Source organism: Pseudomonas sp. NPDC086566 (assembly GCF_050280885.1).
GTDB lineage: Bacteria > Pseudomonadota > Gammaproteobacteria > Pseudomonadales > Pseudomonadaceae > Aquipseudomonas > Aquipseudomonas vlassakiae.
Genome location: NZ_JBNNWD010000008.1, coordinates 51480 through 75839 on the forward strand (window position 1 = coordinate 51480; position 24360 = coordinate 75839).

General features: G+C 64.0%; 15 protein-coding genes. 6 read left to right on the forward strand and 9 right to left on the reverse strand.

Annotated elements, in window-relative coordinates; genetic code table 11:
* Window positions 1–247: 247 nt before the first annotated feature.
* Window positions 248–1567, forward strand: coding sequence for a flavin-containing monooxygenase (locus ACQKPS_RS19115; protein WP_427605346.1), 1320 nt, complete (start codon window positions 248–250; stop codon window positions 1565–1567).
* A complete protein-coding gene (locus tag ACQKPS_RS19120; protein WP_254480135.1) occupies window positions 1567–1983 on the forward strand; it encodes a RidA family protein in 417 nt (138 codons plus the stop codon). Before ACQKPS_RS19115 ends, ACQKPS_RS19120 begins: the two co-directional genes overlap by 1 nt.
* Before the next feature lie 104 nt (window positions 1984–2087).
* Here ACQKPS_RS19120 and ACQKPS_RS19125 read toward each other — a convergent pair whose 3' ends face one another.
* The gene (locus ACQKPS_RS19125) at window positions 2088–2993 is read right to left on the reverse strand and encodes a LysR family transcriptional regulator (RefSeq protein ID WP_054887693.1); all 906 of its coding nucleotides are present in this window, start codon (window positions 2991–2993) and stop codon (window positions 2088–2090) included.
* A gap of 263 nt (window positions 2994–3256) precedes the next feature.
* Here ACQKPS_RS19125 and ACQKPS_RS19130 point away from each other — a divergent pair, with 263 nt between their 5' ends.
* Window positions 3257–3643: a VOC family protein gene (locus ACQKPS_RS19130; protein ID WP_254480137.1), complete on the forward strand. Its 387-nt coding sequence runs from the start codon at window positions 3257–3259 to the stop codon at window positions 3641–3643.
* Between the two features lie 75 nt (window positions 3644–3718).
* Window positions 3719–4288, forward strand: coding sequence for a hypothetical protein (locus tag ACQKPS_RS19135; RefSeq protein ID WP_254480138.1), 570 nt, complete (start codon window positions 3719–3721; stop codon window positions 4286–4288).
* A 75-nt stretch (window positions 4289–4363) separates the two neighbouring features.
* Here the strand turns inward: ACQKPS_RS19135 and ACQKPS_RS19140 are convergent, their stop codons facing one another.
* Both ACQKPS_RS19140 and ACQKPS_RS19145 read right to left on the reverse strand, forming a co-directional pair.
* Window positions 4364–6037, reverse strand: coding sequence for an MFS transporter (locus ACQKPS_RS19140; RefSeq protein WP_313202993.1), 1674 nt, complete (start codon window positions 6035–6037; stop codon window positions 4364–4366).
* Window positions 6038–6273: 236 nt separating this feature from the next.
* Window positions 6274–7203 carry an alpha/beta fold hydrolase gene (locus ACQKPS_RS19145; protein ID WP_427605347.1) on the reverse strand — a complete coding sequence of 310 codons (930 nt, stop codon included), beginning with the start codon at window positions 7201–7203 and terminating at the stop codon, window positions 6274–6276.
* A gap of 170 nt (window positions 7204–7373) precedes the next feature.
* On the opposite strand from ACQKPS_RS19145, the gene ACQKPS_RS19150 reads away from it, so the two are divergent.
* Window positions 7374–12254, forward strand: a complete 4881-nt coding sequence (locus ACQKPS_RS19150; RefSeq protein ID WP_427605348.1) for an NEL-type E3 ubiquitin ligase domain-containing protein — start codon at window positions 7374–7376, stop codon at window positions 12252–12254.
* On the opposite strand, the gene ACQKPS_RS19155 is transcribed toward ACQKPS_RS19150, so the two are convergent.
* On the reverse strand, window positions 12255–14771 hold the full coding sequence (locus tag ACQKPS_RS19155) for a UvrD-helicase domain-containing protein (protein ID WP_427605349.1): 2517 nt from the start codon (window positions 14769–14771) through the stop codon (window positions 12255–12257).
* A gap of 175 nt (window positions 14772–14946) precedes the next feature.
* Here ACQKPS_RS19155 and ACQKPS_RS19160 point away from each other — a divergent pair, with 175 nt between their 5' ends.
* Window positions 14947–15645 (forward strand): pirin family protein, encoded by a 699-nt coding sequence (locus ACQKPS_RS19160; protein WP_427605350.1) that lies wholly within the window; start codon window positions 14947–14949, stop codon window positions 15643–15645.
* 36 nt (window positions 15646–15681) lie between these two features.
* Here the strand turns inward: ACQKPS_RS19160 and pgm are convergent, their stop codons facing one another.
* The 5 genes from pgm to ACQKPS_RS19185 form a co-directional block, all read right to left on the reverse strand.
* Entirely contained in the window at window positions 15682–17319 is a 1638-nt protein-coding gene (gene pgm / locus ACQKPS_RS19165) for a phosphoglucomutase (alpha-D-glucose-1,6-bisphosphate-dependent) (protein WP_283722859.1), read from the reverse strand.
* Between the two features lie 86 nt (window positions 17320–17405).
* Entirely contained in the window at window positions 17406–19667 is a 2262-nt protein-coding gene (locus ACQKPS_RS19170; RefSeq protein ID WP_427605351.1) for an ATP-dependent DNA helicase, read from the reverse strand.
* Complete coding sequence (locus ACQKPS_RS19175; RefSeq protein WP_427605352.1) at window positions 19664–21313, reverse strand: VRR-NUC domain-containing protein; 1650 nt, start codon at window positions 21311–21313, stop codon at window positions 19664–19666. The genes ACQKPS_RS19170 and ACQKPS_RS19175 overlap by 4 nt, the downstream gene beginning before the upstream one ends.
* Window positions 21314–21398: 85 nt before the next feature.
* On the reverse strand, window positions 21399–22709 hold the full coding sequence (locus tag ACQKPS_RS19180) for an aminotransferase class I/II-fold pyridoxal phosphate-dependent enzyme (protein ID WP_427605487.1): 1311 nt from the start codon (window positions 22707–22709) through the stop codon (window positions 21399–21401).
* Entirely contained in the window at window positions 22709–24061 is a 1353-nt protein-coding gene (locus ACQKPS_RS19185) for a hypothetical protein (protein ID WP_427605353.1), read from the reverse strand. Before ACQKPS_RS19185 ends, ACQKPS_RS19180 begins: the two co-directional genes overlap by 1 nt.
* Between the last annotated feature and the right edge of the window lie 299 nt (window positions 24062–24360).

Below are 24360 nucleotides of genomic sequence, written 5' to 3' on the forward strand. Positions count from 1 at the left end.
ACCTTCAGGGCCACGAAACCAACATTTTCCTGTGCCTTGAACAGGAAAAAACTAAGGCCGGCCCACTCCGCGCCAAAAGCCCGCAAAACCCCGGCCGAGCCCAGGCAAAACGGGGCCTTCGCCGTTTTATCGGCAAGCCCCAGCTAAATACTATTTTCGCGATTTCCCGGGCATCCCTAGTCTGGCCCCAGGCAACGGCGGTCCTCCAAACCGACCTGACAAAAACCGCCTGGACAAGGGCTCGGACATGACACTGAACAACATCGAAATCGACACCCTCGTGGTGGGCGCCGGCCAGGCCGGCGTGGCCATGAGCGAACACCTGAGCAAGCTTGGCGTGCCGCACCTGGTGCTGGAGCGCAAGCGCATCGCCGAGGCCTGGCGCACCGGCCGCTGGGATTCGCTGGTAGCCAACGGCCCGGTCTGGCACGACCGCTTCCCGGGGCTGGAATTCAACCTCGACGCCGACGCCTTCGCCGGCAAGGACCAGGTCGCCGACTACTTCGAGCAGTACGTACGCAAGTACAACCTGCCGGTACGCACCGGCATCGAAGTCAAGAAGGTGGTACGCAACGCCGACCGCCCTGGCTTCACCATCGAAACCAACGAAGGCGTGATCCGTGCCAACCGCGTGGTGGCTGCCACCGGCCCGTTCCAGAAACCGGTGATCCCGGCGATCGCCCCGAAAGATGCCAACCTGCACCAGATCCACTCCGCCGCCTACTACAACCCCGAGCAGCTGCCTGACGGCGCCGTGCTGGTGGTGGGCGCTGGGTCCTCCGGCGTGCAGATTGCCGAAGAGCTGATGCGCGCCGGGCGCCAGGTTTACCTGTCGGTCGGTGCCCACGACCGCCCGCCGCGATCCTACCGCAACCGTGACTTCTGCTGGTGGCTGGGCGTGCTCGGCGAGTGGGACGCGGAAATCGCCAAGCCCGGCCGCGAGCACGTGACCATCGCCGTCAGCGGCGCCCGTGGCGGCCACACCGTGGACTTCCGCGCCCTCGCCCACCAGGGCATGACCCTGGTCGGCCTGACCCAGTCGTTCGAAAACGGCGTGGCCCACTTCCAGGACAACCTGGTCGACAACATCAACCGCGGCGACGAGAACTACCTGGCCCTGCTGGATGCCGCCGATGCCTACATCGAGCGCAACGGCCTGGACCTGCCGCAAGAGCCTGAAGCACGCAAGCGCCTGGCTGACCCGGAGTGCATGGTCAACCCGCTACGGCAACTGGACCTGGCCCAGGCCGGCGTCACCAGCATCATCTGGGCCACCGGCTACGGCGTCGACTTCAGCTGGTTGCAGGTCGACACCTTCGACGCCAACGGCAAGCCCCAGCACCAGCGTGGCGTAGCCCGCGAGCCGGGCGTGTACTTCCTCGGCCTGCCCTGGCTGTCGCGCCGTGGCTCGTCGTTCATCTGGGGCGTGTGGCATGACGCCAAGCACGTCGCCGGCCACATCGCCACCCAGCGCACCTACCTGGCCTACCGCGACCGCGAGCAGCGCGAAGCGGATGAGCAACTAGACAACTCGATCAGCAACGTCAGCACCCTCGGAGCCCACTGATGCCTACCCATACTCGCATCCGCATGTTCAACACCAAGGAAACCTACCCCAACCAGACCCTGGACAACGACCTGTGCCAGGCCGTGCGGGCGGGGAACACGATCTATGTGCGCGGCCAGGTCGGTACCGATTTCGAAGGCAGACTGGTGGGCCTGGGTGACCCCCGGGCGCAGGCCGAGCAGGCGATGAAGAACGTCAAGCAGCTGCTTGAAGAGGCCGGCTCCGACCTCTCGCACATCGTCAAGACCACCACCTACATCACCGACCCACGCTTCCGTGAGCCGGTGTACAAGGAAGTCGGCAAATGGCTCAAGGGGGTGTTCCCGATCTCCACCGGGCTGGTGGTGGCCGGCTTGGCCCAAGCCGAGTGGCTGATGGAAATCGACGTAATTGCAGTGGTGCCGGATCAGCAGTGACCCTGTGAAAACGCCGGGGGCGCTCTGCGCCCCATTCGCGGGTAAACCCGCTCCTACAGGGCCTGCGCTGAACCTGTGGAAGCGGGCTTGCCCGCGAAGCTTTTTCAGAACCTGGCCAATTCTTCGCGGCAGAACTCGACGAACAACTGTGCAGGTTTGGTCAGTTGCACCCGCTTCAGGTGCGCAGCCGCCAGGCCCGACAACGCCACCGGCTCGGCGATGTCGATCGTCACCAGCTTCTGCCCGTCGTAGGTGCATTCCGAATGCGGCCGGGTCACCAGCAGCGAAAAGCCGAAGCCCTGCCCCACCATCCCGCGCACCATCTCGATCGACGGCGAACTGAAGACGATGTTCGGCGTCAGGCCCATTTCATTGAACAGGCTGACGAAGTAGGTCCGGCTTGGCGCCACGTCCAGCAAGATCATCGGCTCAGGGCACAGATCCCGCAGCGACACCTGCGCCTGGCCGGCGAAGCGGTGCTTTTCGGGCAGCAGCACATAAGGCTTCTGCGGCGGCATCAACGGTTCGGCCTCGATGGTGCCATCCAGGTCGTGGTCGTAGAGAAACGCCAGGTCGAAGGTGCCGGCAGTCAGGCCCTGGATCAGGTCCTGCTGCTCGCCATCGCGCAAGCGAATGTCCACACCCGGATAACGTTCGCGGAAGCCGGCGATCAGCCGCGGCAGATACAACGGCGCCACCGTTTCAAAACAGCCGATGTCGATCTGCCCGGCCACCGTGTCGTTGTCGGCCAGGGCGTTCTGCTCGAACTCATGGGCCATCTGCAGCAATGACTTGGTCTTGGCATAGAAGCGTTTGCCGCTGGGGGTCAGCGAAACACCCTGGGCGTGGTGGCGGATGAACAGCTGCACGCCGAAACTTTCTTCCAGGCTCTTGATCGCCGTGGAGATCGAGGGCTGGGCGATGTACAGCTGCCGCGAGGCCTCGGCAACGCTGCCGGCCTCGACGGTGGTGACGAAATACTTCAGTTGTCGCAGGGTGTAGGAAGCCACAGGCACCTCGTTGGCGCCGTTCACGGGCGCCTTGGAATTTTCCTGTCACTTTACCTTGTGGCCTGATTCAGCGGGGTGCCGGGTGATGAAGGATTTGCCTATGCCTTGAGCATGATTTTCATATCGCTTGTACCGACACGATGAATAACCTTGGCGACGAATCAGTGATTGCCAAACGAGAGAGCAGAAAACAGTGCGCGCTGGTGAATTGAACCAGAGCCGTCTTTACTGCAGGTAACGACCCGCAGGTACGGTGTACGCCTATGAAGATCGTTGTCACCAGCATTCTCGTCGACGACCAGGCCAAGGCCTTGGCTTTCTACCACTACGTACTGGGCTTCGAGCCCAAGCACGACATCCCCATGGGCCAGCATCGCTGGCTGACGCTGACCTCACCCAACGACCCGAATGGTGTCGAGCTGCTGCTGGAGCCCGATGCGCATCCTGCCGCCAAGGTCTACAAGCAAGCGCTGAAACAGGACGGCATTGCGGCTACCTCCTTCGGCGTGCGCGACATCCAGGCCGAGTACACCCGGTTGTGCAAGGCCGGCGTGAAGTTCATCAAGGAGCCCACCGACCTGGGCCCGGTCACTGTCGCGGTGTTCGACGATACCTGCGGCAACCTCATACAGATCGCTCAGAAACACTGAGCGGCGCCCATGGCAGCCGATGCTGCCATTGGCTACATTGCAGCTGTATCCCGTGCGCCACAACAAGGAAAACAGATGCGCCACGAATTCAGCGAAGTGCTCAACGACCTGGTCGACTATTTCCTGCTGGGCGATATACAGCTGCTCGATCGTTTCAAGGAAGAGAATCACCTGTCCGACGATCTGGCCCGTGAGTTCACCAGCAACGACAGCGGCGACAAGGCCGTGGCCGAGGGCGTGGTCATACCCCTGGCAGGGGTCGACAACCTGCCCTATCACATCCTGTTCACCCTAGATGGCCATCCACCCGCCCTGCTCGAACCCGGCAGCCGTCTCAAGCACCGGCGCAACGGCTATGTGCTGCACGTCGAGAACCGTGCGCTGATGCTGTACACCTGGCGCATCCTGCAGCACTTCACCCCGAAGACGCTGGGTGATCTGCTGGCCCGCTACCAGGTGCCGGGGCGGCCGATGATCGAGCTGGAAAACGGCTGGTATGACGTCGAGGTGCTGGCGGGGGCGCTGATCAGGGACGGGTTGTACGAACCGGCGTTCGAGTTCGTGTTGACCAAACGCTGGAGCCGGGGTGAGGCCAAGGCGGTGGATACCGGGTATGCCTTCACCCTGCGCGGCTATTTCGATTGAGCGGCCGCTGCCCCCCCCACAGGGCCCGCATTGCACCTGTGGGAGCGGCTTCAGCCGCGAAGAGGCCGGACCTGCCTATGAGATATCGCGGTCCTTGGTCTCCGGCAGGAACAAGATCCCCAACACCGCCGTCATCACCGCAATCACGATGGGGTACCACAGCCCGTAGTAGATGTCCCCGGTCGCCGCCACCATGGCGAACGCCACTGTCGGCAGGAAACCACCGAACCAGCCGTTACCGATGTGGTAAGGCAGCGACATCGAGGTGTAGCGGATGCGCGCCGGGAACAATTCAACCAGCCAGGCGGCGATCGGCCCGTAGACCATGGTCACGTAGATCACCAGCAGCGTCAGCAGCAACAGCACCATCGGGTAATGGATCTTCGCCGGATCGGCCTTTTCCGGGTAACCGGCCTCCTTCAAGGCCCCGGCCATGGTCGCGGTGAAGGCATCTCCCTGGGTCTTCAGGTCGGCAGCCGCCAGGCTGCTGCCATCGAAGCTCGGGATCACCCGCTCACCGATACGGACCTGCGCCACGCTGCCAGGTTCGGCTGCCTGGTTGGTGTAGGGAATCGCGCGCTTGGCCAGGAGGCTTTTGGCAATGTCACACGAGCTGGTGAATCTGGCCTTGCCCACCGGGTCGAACTGGAACGCGCACTGGCCAGGGTCGGCGACCACCACCACCGGGTTCTGCTCCTGGGCGACGAACACGTCCGGGTTGCCGTACTCGGTCAGCGCCTTGAAGATCGGGAAGTAGGTCAGCGCAGCGATGATGCAGCCGGCCATGACGATCTTCTTGCGGCCGATGCGGTCCGACAGGCTGCCGAAGAAGATGAAGAACGGCGTGCCGATCAGCAAGGACCCGGCGATCAGCAGGTTGGCGGTCTGTGGGTCGATCTTGAGCATCTGCAGCAGGAAGAACAGCGCATAGAACTGCCCGGTGTACCACACCACCGCCTGCCCGGCCGTGCCGCCCAACAGCGACATGATCACCACCTTGAGGTTGTCCCAGCGGGCGAACGACTCGGTCAGCGGCGCCTTGGACGCCTTGCCCTCGGCCTTCATCTTCATGAACACCGGCGACTCGTTGAGCTGCATGCGGATATACACCGAAATCGCCAGCAGCACGATCGACAGCAGGAACGGCACTCGCCAGCCCCAGGCCTCGAACACTTCGGTACCCATGACGGTGCGGCAGGCCAGGATCACCAGCAACGACAGGAACAGACCGAGCGTGGCGGTAGTCTGGATCCACGCCGTGAAGAAGCCACGCCGGCCTTTGGGTGCGTGCTCGGCCACATAGGTGGCCGCACCGCCATACTCGCCACCCAGCGCCAGCCCCTGAAGCAGGCGCAAGGTGATCAGGATGACCGGAGCCGCCACGCCGATCGCCGCATAGCTGGGCAGCAGCCCCACCACTGCGGTAGACAGGCCCATGATCACGATGGTGATGAGAAAGGTGTACTTGCGCCCGATCATGTCGCCCAGGCGGCCGAACACGATGGCGCCAAACGGCCGCACGGCAAAACCGGCGGCAAAGGCCAGCAAGGCAAAGATGAACGAGGTGGTTTCATTGACGCCGGCGAAGAAGTGCTTGGCGATGATCGCTGCCAGCGAGCCGTACAGGTAGAAGTCGTACCATTCGAACACGGTGCCCAGCGAGGAGGCGAAGATGACCTTGCGCTCCTCCTTGGTGATGCCCCGTTGGGGCGCGCTACTGCCCGTGGAAGCGCTGTCGAGAACCGCCATGGGTTGCCTCCGTCTTGTCGTTATCGCAGGCCGGAGTACCTCACTTCCATTTGACCGTCGCACCCAGGCCCAAGGGCTACAAAGGTTGCGCGAAGCACGACGAGGTCAGCCGCCTCGGATCGCAGCAAGGTAACTGAAGCATAATCGGCTTTGCCGCAATATCCACTTGCCAGCATCGACAGATACCATCACCCCAGAAACCGCTGCACTGGCGCCGCCACCAATCCCATGGCCCGCTATTCGTTCACCTGGCGCTGCAGCAAGCCCCCTTCATAGCGCGCGAGGATGCGTAAAACCTGATCAACCAGCGCCCGGTCCGGCGCCTCGAGATGAAAATGGTGCCCACCGGGGTGCCAGGACACCTTGGCATGGCCCGGCAACGCCGCCTGGCGCTGCTCGAAACCGTGGCCGCCGCTGAATGCGCCCTGCCTGCCGAGCATCAGGTACAACGGGCAGCGGATTTCCCGCAACAGGTCACACGCTTCGCGCTCGGTCAGCGGCATCGGCTCGGGCAGCACCAGCCGTGGGTCGTGGCGCCAACAGTAGCCGTCGGCCAATTGCAACAGGTCGCGCTGGGCCAGCAACCGCGCGGCATCCTCGCTCAGATCGCCATCCAGGCGCTTGCGGCGTTGTTCGAGCGCAGTTTCCAGGTTGTCGAACCGGCTGCCATGGGGCTCGCCAAAACCCTGCAACTGGCTGCGCTGGACCATTTTCTTCAACCGATAGGCACGTGCCAGGTGCTGTACACGATCGTCCTCGGCCACGGTGAACGGCGCGCCGATGCCATCGAGGAAGATCATGCTGGCGATCCCACTGGTCATGGCCGCCAGCAGCGAGGCGATGCCGGTGCCCATGCCGTGGGCAATTACGTGATACCGGGACAGGCCCAGGCTGTCGGTGACCGCCAGCATGTCTTCGGCATGCTCCCAAAGATAATAGCCACTGTCGTGGCGGCGGTGATCGGAACGGCCATGGCCGACCAGGTCGGGGGCCACCACGAAGCAACCTTCGAGCAACGGCCCCAGACGCTCGAACGAGGCGGCATTGTCCAGCCAGCCATGCAAGGCCAGCACCGGGATACCCTCTTCGGGTCCCCAAGTGCGGACCGCAATTTCAATGCCATCGAGATCCAGCAAATGATCCTTGGGACTGCACAGCGAATGCATTGGCGTTCTCCCTGAAAACATGCCGTACGCCACCATCTCTCAGTCCGCCTGCCCTCGCTGGCCCCTCGCCGACCCCTGCATGCACAGGACCGACGGTGCAGGCAACTAACTACCACCTCCTGAGGCCGGGCAGGTCGCCGAATGGCGCTTCTTTCGACAGGAGTACCCTCATGGCAACCTCACCCACGCCCTACCATCAAGCCCAGATTGACCGCAGCCTGCCACTCTGGGCGAAAACCATGCATCCTGAGCATACCCGCCGGATTGTCCAGGCCGTGCGCAAGGACTACCTGGATGAAAATGGCGCGCCGTACAGTTGGTACGCTGCGGCCAGTCAGCAAGACCAGGCGCTTGTGCGGCAACTGATTGGCGGCCGCGATACGCGGCTCAAGGCGCTGCATGGCGCGCTCGGCGAGCTCAAGCAGATCCATGAATTCTGCAAGCCGTTGTTGAGCCAGCGACTGGGCCTGGATATCGAGGTGGACCAGGCCCGATACATCCACCAGCCTTACAAGGTATTGGCCGCGCAAGAAAATGCGCCTGGCCTGGAGTTTTCACTGGGAGAACCGCAGCCGCTCATCACCCAACCCGATGGGCCGGCTCAACCGCGTTCCCTGCTGGAAGCCGCGTTGCACAATTTTGCAGGGCCTGAGGATGTAGGCCCTTATGACACCCTGACCCAAGGCCGTGACAGCGACGCAACGCTCTACGGCCTTGAGCCAAAGGCGTTCGTCGATCACTGCCGAACGCTGAACCTGGGCCAACGCTATCAAGACCACCTGCAAGCCATTTACCACGGGCCGCGGCAAGCAGAAATCGAAAAGCTGTGGATTGACGCAACCCGCCAGTCGCTGAAAACCCAGGCGACGATTGCCTACCTCAAAGGCCTTTTGACGCTGAAGGGGCGCGATGCACTGACCCAGTTATGCGATAACCACCCTACTCCGAGCTATGGCGAACACACGCTTCACTGCTGGCGCATGAGCCTGTTCGACATCCCGTTACCTGACGTGCTGCTGATTGGCCCGGATCGCACCGACCAGGCCAATCCTTGCATCCTCTATGTCCCCCAGGACAGCGAGCACCCAGTCAGGGAGTTCCCCTCGCTACAGAAGGCCGGCGCGCATTTGCGCCAACGCCTGCTGCACACCCCGTTTCGCCGCCATCTGATCGCTTTCGCTGACCAGGACAGGCAAGCCGAACTCACCGCCAAGCTGGAAGACGCCCTGTTCGAACAATCCACCGCCGGGCGCAAGCCTACAGCCAATCCCAAACTGAAGTTCGACACCGCCAAGCTGGCATTGCCCATCTGGACTGCGCTGTACCGCAACCACACGCGGCGCCTCAAGGCCGATGCCCGAACGATCGCTGTCCCCACTGCCGAGGCCGATGCCAAGGCACGCAAGGAACGCTTGGCGCGCTGGCTCGACGCCGGCATGAACGTGCTCAATGTGGCTGCGTTCTTCGTCCCTGGGCTGGATGCCGTCATGCTCGGCGTGTTCGCCTACGACATCATGGATTCGGTGTTCACCGGCTTCGAAGCCTGGGAGGAAGGCGATACCCATGAAGCGTTGCTGCAGCTGGAATCGCTGGCCATCAATGCCGCCACGATCGGCGGCTTTGCAGTCGGTGCAAAACTGGTCAAGGCATCGGGCTTCGTCGATGCACTGGAAAGCGTCTGGATAGATGGCCGGCAACGCCTCTGGCAGCCCGATATGCGCCCATATGCCAGCGACGCAGAATTGCCTGCGCAGGCGCAGCCCAATGACCAGGGGCTCTACGTCATCGGTGACAAATACCATGTGTTGCTTGAAGGCCAACTGTACGAAGTGTTCGAGGACGCAGACGGCAAATGGCGTGTCCGCCATCCTGAAAACCCCGATGCCTATAGCCCGGCATTGCGCTACCTGGGGGAGAAACGCTGGCAGCTGGAGCATGACAACCCGCTCGAATGGGACGATGGCCAACTGCTGAAAGGGCTTGGCCGCTTCAGCGAGGGCCTTGAACCTTCGGAACAACTCACTGCCTTGCGCATTGTCGGCGACGAGGCAGACAGCCTGCGCCACAGCCAGATCAACGCTACCCGCCCGCCAGCCCTGCTGGTCGACACCCTGCTGCACCTGCGCCTGGACAACGACACTCAGAGCATCATCACCCGGGTACGCCATGGCCTGCCACTGGCGGCATACAAGAATTTCGCGCTGCCGGAGCTGACCGGCATGCAGGGCTGGCCAGCACGCTACAGGTTGAAGGTGTTCACGGGGGCTGAAAAATGGGGGGATGCGATCTACTTCGGCGCTGCAGACGCCCCCGATACCGTATCGATCGAGATCGGCCGGGAGGACCTGGACGCCGGCAACCTGAGCAGTGTCGTCGTCGGGCAGATGGATGAACAAGCCCTGCAAGCGTTGCTGCCAGGCACGGCTGCGCAACAGCGTGCACGCGTGCTGGACGAGCAACTGGCGAACCGTCTGACAGAACGGCGCAGCGACATCTTCGAAAGCATGTACAAAAGCCAAAGTACTCCGCCCAGCGTTGAAACACAGACACTCGGCCGCCAGTTCCCCGGCTTGCCCGACACCGTCCTGCAAGAGCTGGTCGAGCATGCCAGCAGCAGTGAACGCCAACGCATGGCAAGTGGCCGCGTCCCCTTGCGCGTGGCTGAAGAAGCACGCTACCTGCAAGCCCGCGCCCGCCTCGAACGTGCCTTGCTGGGCCTCTACCGGCCCAGCCTGGCCAATACTGACAGCGAGTTGCTGCGCCAAGCCCTGCAAGCCGCACACCCGCAAGCGAGCGCAGCGCAATTGCTGGACATCGCGCTTGCCGACCGCCCCGGCTGTGCCAGGCTGCTTGGCCAGCAACCGATCAAGCCCGGTTGGCGCTCGCCCATGCGTCTGGCCCATGGGCGCGTCGGTTACCCGCTCAGCGGCCGCGGCGCAGCCAGTCTCGATCCGAGCGTGGCTACGCGGCGCCTGCGCTCGCTCTTCCCGGCCCTGGACAGTCGCCAGATCGCCGCCCTCCAGGCCGAACTGGGTGAGGCTGGCGACCTCGGATCCGCGATCGGACGGTTGCAGGCAGAATTGCGCGATCTCAACCATGACCTGGACGATTGGGTGCGCAACGCACGGGGCCTGGATGATCGTCTCGAACGTCAACAATGTGCCGAGCAACTCAAAGGGGCCTGGCGCCGGGAAGGTGGCAGCGACCAACACACGCTTGTGCTCGAGCGCATGCGCCTGGACCGGTTACCCCTGATCAAAGGCCGCCTGCCCCACATCCGCGAACTGAAGCTGAACGGGTTGGAGCTGGAAGACCTGAGTGCTCAGTTCCTGTCTTGCTTCCCCAACCTGCAATCGCTGGAAGTGACCGGAAACCCGGCAATCAATGCAGAGGGGCTGTTCCTCGCCCTTGAATCAGCGCCCAGGTTGCGCACGCTGGACCTGACCGGTAATGCCCTGCAGTCCCTTTCGCCAGCAGCGCAGCGGGCGCTGGCGGCGATGCCGGACCTGCGCGAACTGAACCTGCGCCGTAACCAGCTGACCCTCGACGAAAGCACGCTAACATTCCTCTGCCAACGGCCTCTGGATGTCCTCAGGCTGGGGAGCAATCGCATCACGCTCGATCAACGCCTGGCGGCAGGCTTCCGGAACCTGGTCCATCCGCAACGGCTGGACCTGGACTTCAACCCGTTGCATCACGCGCCCGATGTCAGTTTCATGGCTCGCCTCCGGCACCTGAACCTGAACAACTGCCAGTTGCAGGCATGGCCCACCGGCCTCACCACCTTGATGAGCCAGGCACAGTATCAATTGCGGTATCTGGACCTGTCGTTCAACCGCATCCACCACATCCAGGATCTGGCAAACATACTTCGCAGCCCGTATGCACGTGATGTCGCCGCACGGCTGCCTGAGCGCAACTGGCTGTTCAACTACAACAATATCGAAGCCGAATCGCTGAGACGCCTGCGCGCCAGCGGCGTGAATGCTTTCGAGCACACGCCCGAGCGCCCCGAGTGGCAGGGCTTCTGGCGCGACTTGGCGAGCAGCCGGCAGGATCAGCTGTGGACCGAGTTGTTCGACCAGGACGAAAACGGTGACCTGCAAGCCGTGCTCGAACGCCTGACCTACGCCAAGGAAGCGCAAAGCGATCCCCAGGGCCTGCGCACGCGGGTATGGTCGCTGCTGGAGCAGGTCAGTACAGACACGGCGCTGCGAGAGCGCCTGACGGAGGTGGCGCAACTCTTCCCGCCCACCTGTGGTGATGCCGGCGCCGAGGCCTTCAGCGCCCTGGAAGTCGAAGTGCTGGCCAACCGGGCAGCTGGCCAGGCACATGGCAGCGCCAAGCCGCTTGTCGACTTGTACCGCCGGTTGTATCGCCGGGAAAAGGTCAACCAACTGGCTGATCGCATCAGCCTCAAGCGCACCCTGCGAAAGCAGGCGCTGCAGGAAGATGTAATGGACCATCTACTGCCAGCCTACGATGAGCTGGACTACCCTCCGGCCTTTCCCGATGTCGACCTGGAAACAGGCCTGGTCGATGACGTCGAAGTCCGCCTGGCCCTGCGCCAGTCCCTGGCCGAGCGTCTCGACTTTCCCGAACCCAGCAGCGGCATGCTCTATCGGAGTACGGCAAGGATCAACCAGACGATAATCGACAACGTGAGCGCTGCCGTGCTCAAACTCGATGCCGACGCTACTGCCCGACAACAGTGGATGACCGAGCAACCCGTATGGGTCGCCTACCTGAAAGGCAAATTTGCCGGCCAGTTCGAGGCTGTCAACGACTTCTGGCGCCCGGGGATCGATTACCTGTTCAATTGCCGGGATGCAGACTATGAGCCCGTCACCCGGCTGGACAGGGCCATAACGCAGGCGCTGAGCCCGGTCATGCCGTCTTCGCCGCTGGACGAAAACGGCCTGCTACGCCGTGTGCCACTCGAGCAGGCTGCGTTCGACAAGGCCATGGGTGCCTTGACCCAAGCGCAGCAACAGGTCGAGGCCGGGCTACTGCTGAGCCTTACCCGGCAAGCGGAAACCCTCGACCACTGATCATTGACCGCGCAGGTCTTCGAAGAAGGCCTGCCGCCCATCCACCTGGCTCGACGCGCGGGGCACGCCCGCTGCCTCTGCGTTGGCCGCTTCCACATGCCAATAGCAGTGCCTGACCGCACGCGTCACCGCCACGTAGGCCAGGCGCTGCACCTCCTCCTTCTGCGCCGTGTCGAACGGCTGGGCATCGCCGGCCTTGCCCAGGCCCGCCTGGCGGTACACCTGGTTCTTGTACGGCGAGCTGGTCAGGTACTGGCAATCGCCAAGCATGAACACCGCATCGGCCTGCAAGCCCTTGGCGCTGTGGTAGGTGAGCTGGCGCAGGCGCCGTTGTTCGGCAGGCAGTTGCGCTTCGGCATGCAGGACGCTCTGCAGGTGCTCGTTCATCAGGGCTTTGTCGCTGCCCTTGCGGTACAGCATCATCACCGACTCGCCGCGCTGGTAATGCTCTATCAGCGTCTCACCCAACGCCGCCTCATCGCGGTCGAAGACACGCACCGGGGCCACCGGCAGCTCAGCGGCCGGCCCACTGGCGCGGGCCTTCTTGCCGGCAATCGCCGGGGTGCCTTTGACCAGGTGTTCGGCGGCATCGATCACCTGCTGCTGGCAGCGGTAGTTGTCGACCAGCATCACCCGGGTATTGGCCGGTGACGGGAAAGCCTTGGTGAACTCCATGAAGTACTTGGGTGAACTGCCGCGCCAGCCATAAATCGACTGCCAGTCATCGCCTACGCACATCAGCGAGGCATGCCGGGCATTGCGCCCGGTGTGCATGGCCGGGCCGCGGCGGCGGATTTCCGCGAGGCAGGCGCGCAGCCAGCTGACGATCTGCGGCGAGACGTCCTGGAATTCGTCGATCATCAGGTGCGCCAGTGGCCGCAGCAGCGGGTCGGGCAGCAGCTGCAGGTTCTCCGGGTTGTTCTCGCCGAACAGGGCGAACATGCGGTTGTAGCTCATCACCGGTGGCGACTGGTCGAGCAAGTGCGCTTCCAGGGCTTTCCAGTACAGCGCCAAAGCTTCGAAGAACAGCGCGTCGGGATCGCCGGGCGGGAAGCTCATGGCCGCCACGGCCGGGTTCACCTCAAGGCCCAGGTTCTCGATGAAGTTGGCGGCACCGACGAAGGCGTCGAGCAACGGCGCCGGGGCCAGCTCGCCCTTGACCTTGTACTCGAATCCCGGCCCGGCCACCGCATCACCGGCCAGCGATGCGGCTAGGCGCCGGGCCATGGCGTAGTTGTCCAGCCAGATCAACGGCTTGTCGCAGAACGCCTGCAGCAAGGTGCGCTTGACCGCCCACTCGGCACGCACCGCCAGTTTGGCGCCGGGGCGTTGGTACTGGGCACTTTCCGCGGGGTCGAAGCCCAGCACCACCCAGGCATCGAGGCCTTCCAGGCGGCCATGCACATGGAAACGGCTGCCGCGGATCTCGACCGTTTCGCGGCACCGCTCGATGCCCTTGATCGGCCAGGCGCCAGCGGCGAACCACAGGTCTTCGATCACGTCGCACAGTTCTTCGTCACGCTGGGCGGCCAGTTGGGTAACCTGCACGCGCTTCTGCACGTCCGGGTGGTCCGGGTCCAGCGGCTTGAGTTGCAGGGCCTCGCGGCGCAAGGTGGCGATGATTTCGGCGAAGCGCGGGCTGGCGGCGAGCAACTGGCTGTAGCACTGGTTGAGCTGTTGCCGCTGGGCATCGTTCAGGCGCAGGTCGAACGGGTTGCTGTCGGCCTCTGCCTCGCGGCCGGCCGGCATCTCGTTGCCCAGGGTCTCGAACGCGCGCACCTGGCCGAAGCCCGGCAAGCTGCGCACCAGTGGCAGGATCCGTGAATGGAAGGTGCGCACCAGCTCACGCGCCTGGGCCGGTTGCAAGTCGAGCTGCCACAGGGCGAACACCTGCACCAGGCGCTTGATGAAGTCCTTGCGCGACTCACGGGTGAAGGTGACCACGGTCATCGCGTCCAGCTCGTAGCCCAGGTAGTGACGCAACAGCAGTATGCGCAGCACCAGCGAAGTCGACTTGCCTGCCCCGGCGCCGGCCACCACACAGGTGGACGGTGTGTCGCTGAAGATCAGCTTCCACTGGGCAGCGCTGGGCTGGGCCTCGGCGGGCAGGCGCTGGGCAACGTCGGCCTTGAAGCGCTTTTTCAGGTCGGCGCTCAAGGGTAGCCGCCAATCGTCGAACAGATTGTCGTCCTGCCCAGGCACGGCGGCGGTATCAGGGCGGGCGTCGCGGATCACCAGCACCTGGCGCCCGGCATCAAAGCCTTCCGCCCGCCCGCGCTCGAACCCTTCGCGCAGGCCGTCGGCATGGCCGCTGCGCTGGCCAATGGCGTGCCCCAGGAACCAGGAGTCGCGATGTTGTGCCTGCAGGCGGGTCAAGCCGCGGCCCAGCAGGCGGGCCGCCAGGCGGCGCAACCAAGGTAATTGAGCGGGCGGGGTCAGTTCGGCGGGGGCCTGGGGTTGCTCGTGGGCCACGGTCACTCCGTTGAAAATCAAATCAGCAGGCCATGTTCGCCGCATCTGCTGAAAATCGCCAGCGAATGCTTGCAGATCAGTGAATTAGGCGATGAATCGCATAATCCACATCGCCATCATCAATCGATTTAAATGATGATTATCAGCCGATATTTACGCTTATTTTCGATGTTTTTTTGGCGCATCATGGTTTCATTCCACTGATTCAAGGAGCACGACCATGCTGCAACTGCGACCGTTCGAAGGCCTCGGCCACGCCAACCACGGCTGGCTCGACGCTCACCATCACTTCTCGTTCGCCGAATACTACGACCCGGCGCGTATGCACTGGGGCAACCTGCGGGTGTGGAACGATGACCTGATCGCCGCCGGCAGCGGGTTCCCACCGCACCCGCACCGCGACATGGAGATCATCACCTATCTCCGTGAAGGCGCCATTACCCACCAGGACAGCCTCGGCAACAAAGGCCGTACCGAAGCTGGCGACGTGCAGGTGATGAGTGCGGGTAGCGGCATCGTGCACAGCGAGTACAACCTCGAAGAGGTCGATACACGCATCTTCCAGATCTGGATCGTGCCGGAGAAGGTTGGCGATGCACCGTCCTGGGGGACCCGCCCGTTCCCTAAAGGTGAGCGCGGCGAAGGCTTCGTGACCCTGGCCAGCGGCCGAGCCGGTGATGAAGACAGCCTGCAGATCCGTACCGACGCACGGCTGGTGGCTGCGACACTGCGGGCTGGCGAAACCGCCGAATACCGCTTCGATGCCGGGCGCCGGGGTTACCTGGTGCCGGCCAAGGGGCTGGTGGAGGTCAATGGCCTGCGGGCCAAGGGCCGGGATGGCGTGGCGATCGAGCAGGAAGAAGTGTTGCGAGTGACCGCGATCGAGGACAGCGAGATCGTCCTGGTCGATGTTGCTTGAGTGTGCGGGGCCGCGCTGCGGCCCCACTCAGGTCAATCAGGCAATCGCCGCATCAACCAGCACCTGCGCCTCTTCTACCAGGCGCTTGAGGTGCGCCTCGTCGACAAAGCTCTCGGCGTAGATCTTGTAGATGTCTTCGGTGCCTGAAGGCCGTGCAGCAAACCAGCCATTGGCGGTCATCACTTTCAGGCCACCAATCGCCTGGCCATTGCCCGGCGCCTGGCTGAGGATCTGCACGATCGGCTCTCCCGCCAGTTCGGTCGACTTCACCTGCTCCGGTGCCAGTTTGCTCAGGGCAGCCTTCTGCCGGGCATCGGCCTTGGCCTCGACGCGGGTGGCGTATGGCTTGCCCAGCGCCGCGGTCAAGTCGTTGTAGGCCTGGCTCGGGTTACGGCCGGTGCGGGCGGTCATCTCGGCCGCCAGCAGCGCCGGGATCAGGCCGTCCTTGTCGGTGGCCCAGACGGTGCCGTCCTTGCGCAGGAACGAAGCACCGGCGCTCTCCTCCCCACCAAAGCCGAGCGAGCCCTCGAACAAGCCCTGGGCGAAGAACTTGAAGCCCACCGGCACTTCGTACAGCTCACGGCCCAGGCGCTCAGTGACGCGGTCGATCAGGCCGCTGGACACCACGGTCTTGCCCACCGCAGCGTCGCTGCGCCATTGCGGGCGGTTGCGGTACAGGTAGTCGATGGCCACGGCCAGGTAGTTGTTCGGCTGCAGCAGGCCATCGGCGGTGACGATGCCGTGGCGGTCATGGTCCGGGTCACAGGCGAAGGCCACGTCAAAGCGATCACGCAGACCAATCAGGCCCTGCATGGCGTAAGGCGAGGATGGGTCCATGCGGATCTGCCCGTCCCAGTCCACGCACATGAAGCGGAAGGTCGGGTCGACTTCGGTGTTCACCACTTCCAGGTTCAGCTGGTAGCGCTCGGCGATCGCCGACCAGTAGCGCACCCCAGCCCCACCCAGCGGATCCACGCCCAGGCGCAGGTTGGCGCCACGAATGACGTCGAAATCGATGACGTTTTCCAGGTCGGCCACGTAGTTGGCCACGTAGTCGTGGCGCTGGGTGGTGGCAGCCTGCAGCGCCTGGGCATAGGCCATGCGCTTGACCCCGGCAAGGTCCGCAGCCAGCAGTTCGTTGGCCTTGGCCTCGATCCACTTGGTCACGTCGCTGTCGGCCGGGCCGCCGTTGGGCGGGTTGTACTTGAAGCCGCCGCTCTGTGGCGGGTTGTGCGACGGGGTGATGACGATGCCATCGGCCAGGCCCTGACTGCGGCCGCGGTTGTAGCAGAGGATGGCATGGGACACTGCGGGTGTCGGGGTGTACTCGTCATCCTTGGACAGCATCACCTGCACGCCATTGGCGGCCAGCACTTCCAATGCACTGGCGGCGGCCGGCGCGGACAACGCGTGGGTGTCGGCGCCGATGAACAGCGGGCCGTCGATGCCTTTTTCCTGGCGGTACAGGCAGATGGCCTGGGTGATCGCCAGCACGTGGTGCTCGTTGAAGCTCAGGTCGAACGAGCTGCCCCGGTGCCCCGAAGTGCCGAAGGCCACGCGCTGGGCCGCCACGGCGGCGTCGGGGCGGCCGGTGTAGTAGGCGGTGAGCAGGCGGGGAATATCGACCAGCACGCTGGCCGGAGCCGGCTTGCCTGCCAAAGGACTGAGCGTCATGCAAAAACCTCGAGTTCAACCAATGTGGGTGTTGGAACACGCAGTGTACTGGGAGTTGCAATGCCGTGCGATGGGGCCACCCGGGATTATTTAACGGCCACCTGCCACCATGCGGGAAACATCTGCTGCACCCGAGACTCGGCGAAACGTTCGTCGATCAGCACCAGCACACCGCGGTCCTGGTCGCCCCGTATGACCCGGCCCGCGGCCTGGATGACCTTGCGCACACCGGGGTACAGGTAGGCGTAGTCGAAGCCGGCGCCAAACTGCCGCTGCAGCCGTTGCCTGAACTGTTCGTTGACCGGGTTGACCTGGGGCAGGCCAAGGGTGGCGACGAAGGCCCCGATCAGGCGCGTGCCAGGCAAGTCGACACCCTCGCCAAACGCGCCACCGAGCACGGCAAAGCCCACGCCCTGCCCGTGCGCAACGAAGCGATCGAGAAAGCCCTGGCGAGCGCTTTCGTCCATGCCCGGCGCCTGCACCCAGAGCGGGATGCCCGGATAGCGCTGGGCAACCAGCTGGGCCACCTGCTGCAGGTATTCGAAACTGCTGAAGAACGCCAGGTAGTTGCCGGGCTGGCGCTGATACTGGTCGGCAATCAGCTCGGTGATCGGCGCCAGTGAGGCCTGGCGTTCGCGATAGCGAGTCGAGACCTGGCTGGCGATGCGTACTTCGAGCTGCTCGGCACGGAACGGCGCTGCTACATCCAGCCACGCGGTGTCCGCCGGCATGCCGAGCAGGTTGGTGTAGAAAGGCCTCGGGCTCAAGGTGGCGGAAAACAGCGTCACACTGCGCGCGGCCTGCATGCGCGGCGCAAGCAACCGGGCCGGGGTGACGTTACGCAGGCACAGGCTGGCCAGGCGCCGTTTGCGCGAGCCTTCGCGCAGGCTGACGTCGAACAGGAAGTCCTCGCCGAACAGTTCCGCCACCCGGCTGAACTGCAGCGCCTGGTAGAAAAACTGCAGCACCTGGGCATCGACCTCGGCGGGCTTTTCATTCATCCGCTCCTGGATCAACCCGATGCATTGCTGCAGGGCACGCAGGAAAGCCTCCGGCAACTGGTCACTGGCCTGGTAAGGCGCGCGCTGCTCCTTGTACAGCGCGTTCCACTGCCGGTTCAGCCGGTCCAGGGCACTGCCGAGCCCTTGCGGCTTGCTCTGGCGCAAGGCGAGCAACTGGCCTTGGTCAAGGCTGGCGCTGTACATGCCGCGGCCGCGCTCCACCAGGTTGTGCGCCTCGTCCACCAGCACCGCAACCCGCCATTGGTTGAGCTGGGTCAGGCTGAACAGCAACGCGTGGGCATCGAAATAGTAGTTGTAGTCGGCTACCAGCACATCCACCCAACGGGCCATTTCCTGGCCGAGGTAGTACGGGCACACCTGATGCGCCAATGCCACTTCGCGCAAGCCGGCGCGGTCGAGCATGGGCCGCAAGGCCGCCGCAGCGCGTGCGGCCGGGAGGCGGTCGTAGAAGCCTTGGGCCAACGGGCAGGACTCGCCATGGCAGGCTTTGTCCGGGTATTCGCAGGCCTTGTCCCTGGCGATCAGCTCGAGGGTGCGCAAGGCCGGCTGTGGCGAGCCCGCGCTGATCTGGCGCAGGGCGTCAAGCGCCAGCGCCCGCCCGGGGGTCTTTGCAGTCAGGAAGAACACCTTGTCCAGCTTCTGCGGGACCATCGCCTTGAGTAGCGGGAACAGCGTGCCGAGGGTCTTGCCGATGCCGGTGCTGGCCTGCGCCATCAGGCAGCGGCCGGTGCTGACCGCCTTGTACAAGGTTTCGGCCAGTTGCCGCTGGCCCTGGCGAAACTGCGGGTAAGGAAAGCCCAACCCCAGCAAACCCTGGTCGCGCTCGGCAAGCCGCTGTTGCTGGGCCTGGGCCCAGGCGAGAAACCGTTGGCACTGGGTTTCGAAGAAGCCTTGCAACTCATCAGCGCGACAGGGCTGGCTGATCAGCGTCTGGCTGTCGTTGTCGACATCCAGGTAGACCAGCGCCACCTCGATGGCCGGCAACTGCCGGGCCTGGCACAGTAGCCAGGCATAAACCTTGGCCTGAGCCCAGTGCAGCTGCCGGTGATTGGCAGGCTGGCGTGCCAGGTCACCACGGTAGGTCTTGATTTCTTCCAGGCGATTGGCGGCCGGGTCATAGCCATCGGCACGCCCGCGCACCAGCAATCCCTGGTACTCGCCCTCAAGGGCAATTTCCGCCTCGTAGCCTGCTGCGCGCCGGGCGACCACCCGGCGATGCCCTTCGATACCTTCCTGGGCCGTGGGGGACGGAGTAAAGCGCAGGTCCAGGTCACCGACCTTGGCGCTGAACTCGCACAACGCCCGCACTGCCACGCGGTAGTTCATGATGACCCGCTCCAACGCACATGGCAGACCGCAACCGGCAAACCATGTTCGGCGCAGAACTCCAGCCAGCGCAGCTGATTGTCCTGCAGGCGATCACCCGGGCCCTTGACCTCGACCATCCGATAGCGCTGCTGCTCTGGCCAGAACTGGATCAGGTCAGGCATGCCGGCGCGGTTGTTGCGAATATCCTGCAACAAACGCAGAAAACACTGTTTCAAGTGAGCGGCGGGCAGACACGCCAATGCCTGATCGAGCAGCGCTTCGCTGAGCATGGGCCAGAACACGAACGGCGATTGCAGGCCTTGCTTGGCCGCGTAGCAGTCGAGAATGGCCTGGCGATGGGAGCCATCGTCCAGGCGCCCCAGGCAGGCCTGGAACTGTTCCGCACGCCGGTGCTGGAAGTCGCTGTCATGCAAGTCCTGGGGCGCCGCCTGGAACGGGTTGAAGAAGGCCCCCGGTATCGGCGCGAAGATCGCCTCCCAGCACAACAGGCCAAACAGACTGTTGAACAGCGTGTTTTCCACGTAATGCGCCTGCCCTCCGGCTTGCGCCAGGTATTGCCGCACGGCCTCCTCGACACCCAGCCCTGCCTGCTCGCGTGGCAGCTCCAGTTCGATCAGCTCCAGGGGGGCTGCACGCCGGCGGCGCTGCGCCGGCCCGCCGAGCTTGCGTGCCAGCCGCGGCAACATGCGCTCCAGCGCTTGCACTTCCAGGGCGTTGGCCGGTGCAGCCGCCAGCGCCTGGGCATGGGCGTAGGCCTGCTGCCAACGCTCGCTGCGCTCGAACACGCGAACCTGGCGGATACGCGCTTGCGCATGGCTGCTACGGGCATAGACCGCCAGGGCCTGGTCCCAGTCACCCAGGCGCTCGCATTGCTGGCCCATGGCAAACAGCAATCGGCCATGGCGCCGCGCCAGCCACGGGTTGTCGAAGCGCAGGTCGGCCAGTGACGCCAGGATCGATGCGGGGTCCTCCCCCCGCTCCAGGCGCTCGGCACACTGGTGCAGCGCCATTGCCTGATCGACCTCGCTGCGCTGCTGCAGAGCGCGTGAGTCAGGGGTGAAGGCGACCTGCTCGAAACGCAGCAGGCCCAGGTCGGCCAGCACGAAGTCCGACCAGTCTTGATACAGGTTGCCGAAAAACAACAGCCGCATGCGATCGCACAGTGGTTGCAGGCACCATTGCACGATCCTCACCGGGGCCTGGGCAAACCACTCGCGCAACGGCCTGGGGACCAGCGACAGCGGCCGCAGTTGTTCATACAGGTCGCTCTTGGCCGCCCGCGGGCGGCTCAACTGCCCCGCAAAACCTGCGGCGAGTTCATCCTTGCGCAACAGCGCGAACAACTGCTCAAGGCTCAGAGCCTCGGGCTCGCGCACCCAACCCAATGCCAACAACGGTTGCAAGGCAGCCATGCTGTCGCCGATTTCGGCATAGTCCAGGCGGTCACAGCGAAACAGCTCGCCTTTGCGCATCACCATGCGCACCATCAGCGCCTGGGCCGGCTGCGCCAGTTTGGCAAAGGCATGGAGAAAGGCCCGCTCCTGCTCGTCGAGCAGGTCGGCGTAACGTGAGTCGACCCACAGCAGTACCTGGCGGAAATTGTGCAGGTAATACAGCGGGTCATCGACAGGGTGAGCAATCACAAGACGGGGTCAGGCAGCCAGAGTGGATACTGTTTATACATACAGACCACCTGCACAGGCAAGCACCCTGGTTGATTCCGGCGCGCTACCGACGAATGGTGTCAACCGCCAAAGCCAGTGCCAGGCTTTGCAGCGCCTCGATCAGTGTACCGGGCTGCTCGCCCAACCAGGTCAGCAGCAGAAATTGCCGATAATGCCCGTGGACGCTGAACTGCTCACCGGCCAGCACCTGTAATGCCGTGCCCGCTGTCGCCGCCACGGCGCGCGCGCCCACGCTGCCTGGTGACAGGCGCACCCACAACGCGCAACCACCCTCAGGCATGTCGAACGCCACCTGCTCTCCCAACACCGCCCTCAGATGCTGGCAAAGTTGCGCCATACGCCCCTGCAGTACCGCCCTCATCCGCCCCAGGTGCTCGTCGATTTCACCTGAACTGATCATCTGCGCCAGCGCCTGCTGACGCAGCGGGGCAAGCTGGAAGGCTCGCTGGGAGAACGCATCGGCCAACGCCGGATGGCACCCCAACAAGTAGGCATAGGGTACCTCGGGCCCCATGGTCGCCTCCAGCGAACCCAGCACCAGCAACCGGCACGGGTCAACCCAGTCGCGCAGCCGAGCGCCCACAGGCAAGGAAAAACACAGTTCGCTGTCGAGATCGTTCTCCAGCAACCAGACCGGGTGCAACGCCAGCAGCTCGGCGATTTGCTGCTGGGCGCGCTGGGGCATCAGGCGCCCGGCAGGAAAATTCAGGCACGACGGCATGATCATCATGCGCACCGGCTCACAGCCCAGCAGCGTGGACAGCCTGCCGATGTCCGGGCTGCCGCCGCTATCGAGCGGCAGTTCGAGGACCCGCATGTCACAGCGTTGCAATACCCGCAGGATCCGCCAACAGCAGGGTGAAGCGACCACCACGGTGCAGCCACGCAGCCCCAACGCCTGCAGCAGCGTTTCCAGCAACGCCTGCACATCCGGGCCCAGGTGCACATCCTCAGGCCGCCAGTACTGACGCGAAGCGCGTGTGTAGCGTTCGGCCAGGGCATCACGCAGGCGCGGCCCGCCCAGCCCCCGCGCGGGCTGCGTACGCAGCCGCCCCAGCCGCCGCTCATGGGCGAACAGTGCGCGCAGCAGCGGCTGCGCGGGCAGCGCCTGGGCCACGTCGGCCCGGCCGGCTTGCAGGCCAACCTGGGCGAAATAGCCGGACTTGGGCACCGAATGTACCCGCCCTTCATGCTCGAGCAGGCTGTAGGCCGCTTGCACCGTGGCCAACGAAACACCCAGGCGTCTGGACAAAGCCCTCAGCGAAGGCAAGCGTGGCTGCCCTCCCCGCTCGGCTTCGTCGATCAAGGCGACGAGATAGCGGTACACCACCTGATAGGCGAACTCACGCCCCATCAGGAGGAGGCCTTGCACGGTGCAGGGCGGCTCAGCAACCGCAGCTGCACATCGCGCCTTGCCAGGTTGTCGAGCAAATGCCGTACTCCCGTGCCCAACCGCCCCTTGTAGACCATGCGCAACTGTGCCAGCTGCAAGCCGCTGGTGTTGACGATCCAGTCCTTGACTGCGTCAGGGCAGGACTTGCCCTGCAAGGCCCGATGCAGGTATGGCAACGCGACCAGCATGTCAGCGTGACAACATTGCAGAAACCGCTTCAGACCCGCCCCCTGGTCACAGAATGGCCGGTGCAACATACAGGCGACCTGGGTCTGCTCAAGCCCGTAGGCCTTGGCGAAGCGCCCCGGCTGCAGCGCCTGCGAACCGGCTGGGCCGCTCTGGCTGCATCGGGGTGCGTCAGGTAATTGGCCGCGAGCGCCCGTCTCTGGCAGCTGCGCCAGCGCCAGCGGGTCGACAAACCCCGCCAGCGGCGGGCTTTCCTGCATCGCCTCGAAGCCCCACCCCAAGACCAGATCCAGTTGGCTGTCGCTGAGTAGCTGGGCCAACAGGTCGTCGATCACGATGACCCGCATCGGCAATGCCCTTGAGCGGGTGCCGTCCGGCACAGCGATGGCCGCACCCGGTGAATCGGCGGCGGCCTGCAACTGGCCCAACCCCCTGGCCAGGCTATCGACGCATTGATGCAGCGAGCCAAGGCGGGTGGCACCTGCCAAGCGCAGGCTGCGCCGCGCCCAGGCCGCAAAGCGCCGTCGCTGATGGGCGGGCACGGCGGTAACCAGTGCATCGGCACCCGGGTACTCGGCCAGTGCCCGGCGAACGGCATCGGCCAGTTCCAGGTGGGTGCGGCTGCCCAGCAACGCTTGCGGGCGTGCATCGACCAGGTGACCGAACAAGAGCAACGCTTCGCGTGTCAACGGCCGCCGCCGGGCTGCGGCATCGGCGCGGCGACAGAAGGGCATCACGTCGGCGCCCTCGACCATCTGCAACAGCACCCGTGGGTCATCATGCATGAACAAGGCGCTGAAGGTGCGCTCGTGCTGCTCTAGCAGGGCGCTGCTGGTTATCGGCAAACAGGCCACCAAAACCCGTAACTTGAATGTGACCGGTGCTCGCAAGGCGATGCTCAGCTGGGCGGCGCGCAAGATCGCCAATAGCCGGGCACTACGGCGGTCCGCCCCGTGTACCACCAGCAACCTGAAAGTACCGATATATTCCGGCCCGCCAGCGGCCACCAGCAGACGCTGAATCAACAACTGCAGGGATGCGCGTTGCTCCTTCGACATATGGCTCAACAGGCGCTCCAGCACCTGTTGGTAGATAAAGTGCATAGCCTGGTCGTGCACGATGCTCACGGCGTTACCTCACAACTTCATTTCCAACAAAACTCGGTGCACTGGACTTAGTGCAGCGGATTTAATTTGAAGAAATTTCCTACAAAAAGCCGGGAAACTTCGAAGTTGCAAAACACTGTCGTTCCAATAACGAAAAACATGAACCCTTCCATGGACTTACCATCGTCTTCAATCGCGCACTGCTGTGCCTGTTGTTCTCCACCGCACGCTCCTTGCGCCAACTATCGATACGCCATTATCGAGCGTTGACTAAGGATTAAAAGATACAGATCCTGTTGAAAACACCATTCAGAAGTCGG

Bases quoted from the DNA above. Each gene is read 5' to 3' on its own strand.
- ACQKPS_RS19115 (WP_427605346.1), top strand. From the start codon at position 248: ATGACACTGAACAACATCGAAATCGACACCCTCGTGGTGGGCGCCGGC.
- ACQKPS_RS19120 (WP_254480135.1), top strand. From the start codon at position 1,567: ATGCCTACCCATACTCGCATCCGCATGTTCAACACCAAGGAAACCTAC.
- ACQKPS_RS19130 (WP_254480137.1), top strand. From the start codon at position 3,257: ATGAAGATCGTTGTCACCAGCATTCTCGTCGACGACCAGGCCAAGGCC.
- ACQKPS_RS19135 (WP_254480138.1), top strand. From the start codon at position 3,719: ATGCGCCACGAATTCAGCGAAGTGCTCAACGACCTGGTCGACTATTTC.
- ACQKPS_RS19140 (WP_313202993.1), bottom strand. From the start codon at position 6,037: ATGGCGGTTCTCGACAGCGCTTCCACGGGCAGTAGCGCGCCCCAACGG.
- ACQKPS_RS19145 (WP_427605347.1), bottom strand. From the start codon at position 7,203: ATGCATTCGCTGTGCAGTCCCAAGGATCATTTGCTGGATCTCGATGGC.
- ACQKPS_RS19150 (WP_427605348.1), top strand. From the start codon at position 7,374: ATGGCAACCTCACCCACGCCCTACCATCAAGCCCAGATTGACCGCAGC.
- ACQKPS_RS19155 (WP_427605349.1), bottom strand. From the start codon at position 14,771: ATGCGGCGAACATGGCCTGCTGATTTGATTTTCAACGGAGTGACCGTG.
- ACQKPS_RS19160 (WP_427605350.1), top strand. From the start codon at position 14,947: ATGCTGCAACTGCGACCGTTCGAAGGCCTCGGCCACGCCAACCACGGC.
- pgm (WP_283722859.1), bottom strand. From the start codon at position 17,319: ATGACGCTCAGTCCTTTGGCAGGCAAGCCGGCTCCGGCCAGCGTGCTG.
- ACQKPS_RS19170 (WP_427605351.1), bottom strand. From the start codon at position 19,667: ATGAACTACCGCGTGGCAGTGCGGGCGTTGTGCGAGTTCAGCGCCAAG.
- ACQKPS_RS19180 (WP_427605487.1), bottom strand. From the start codon at position 22,709: ATGGGGCGTGAGTTCGCCTATCAGGTGGTGTACCGCTATCTCGTCGCC.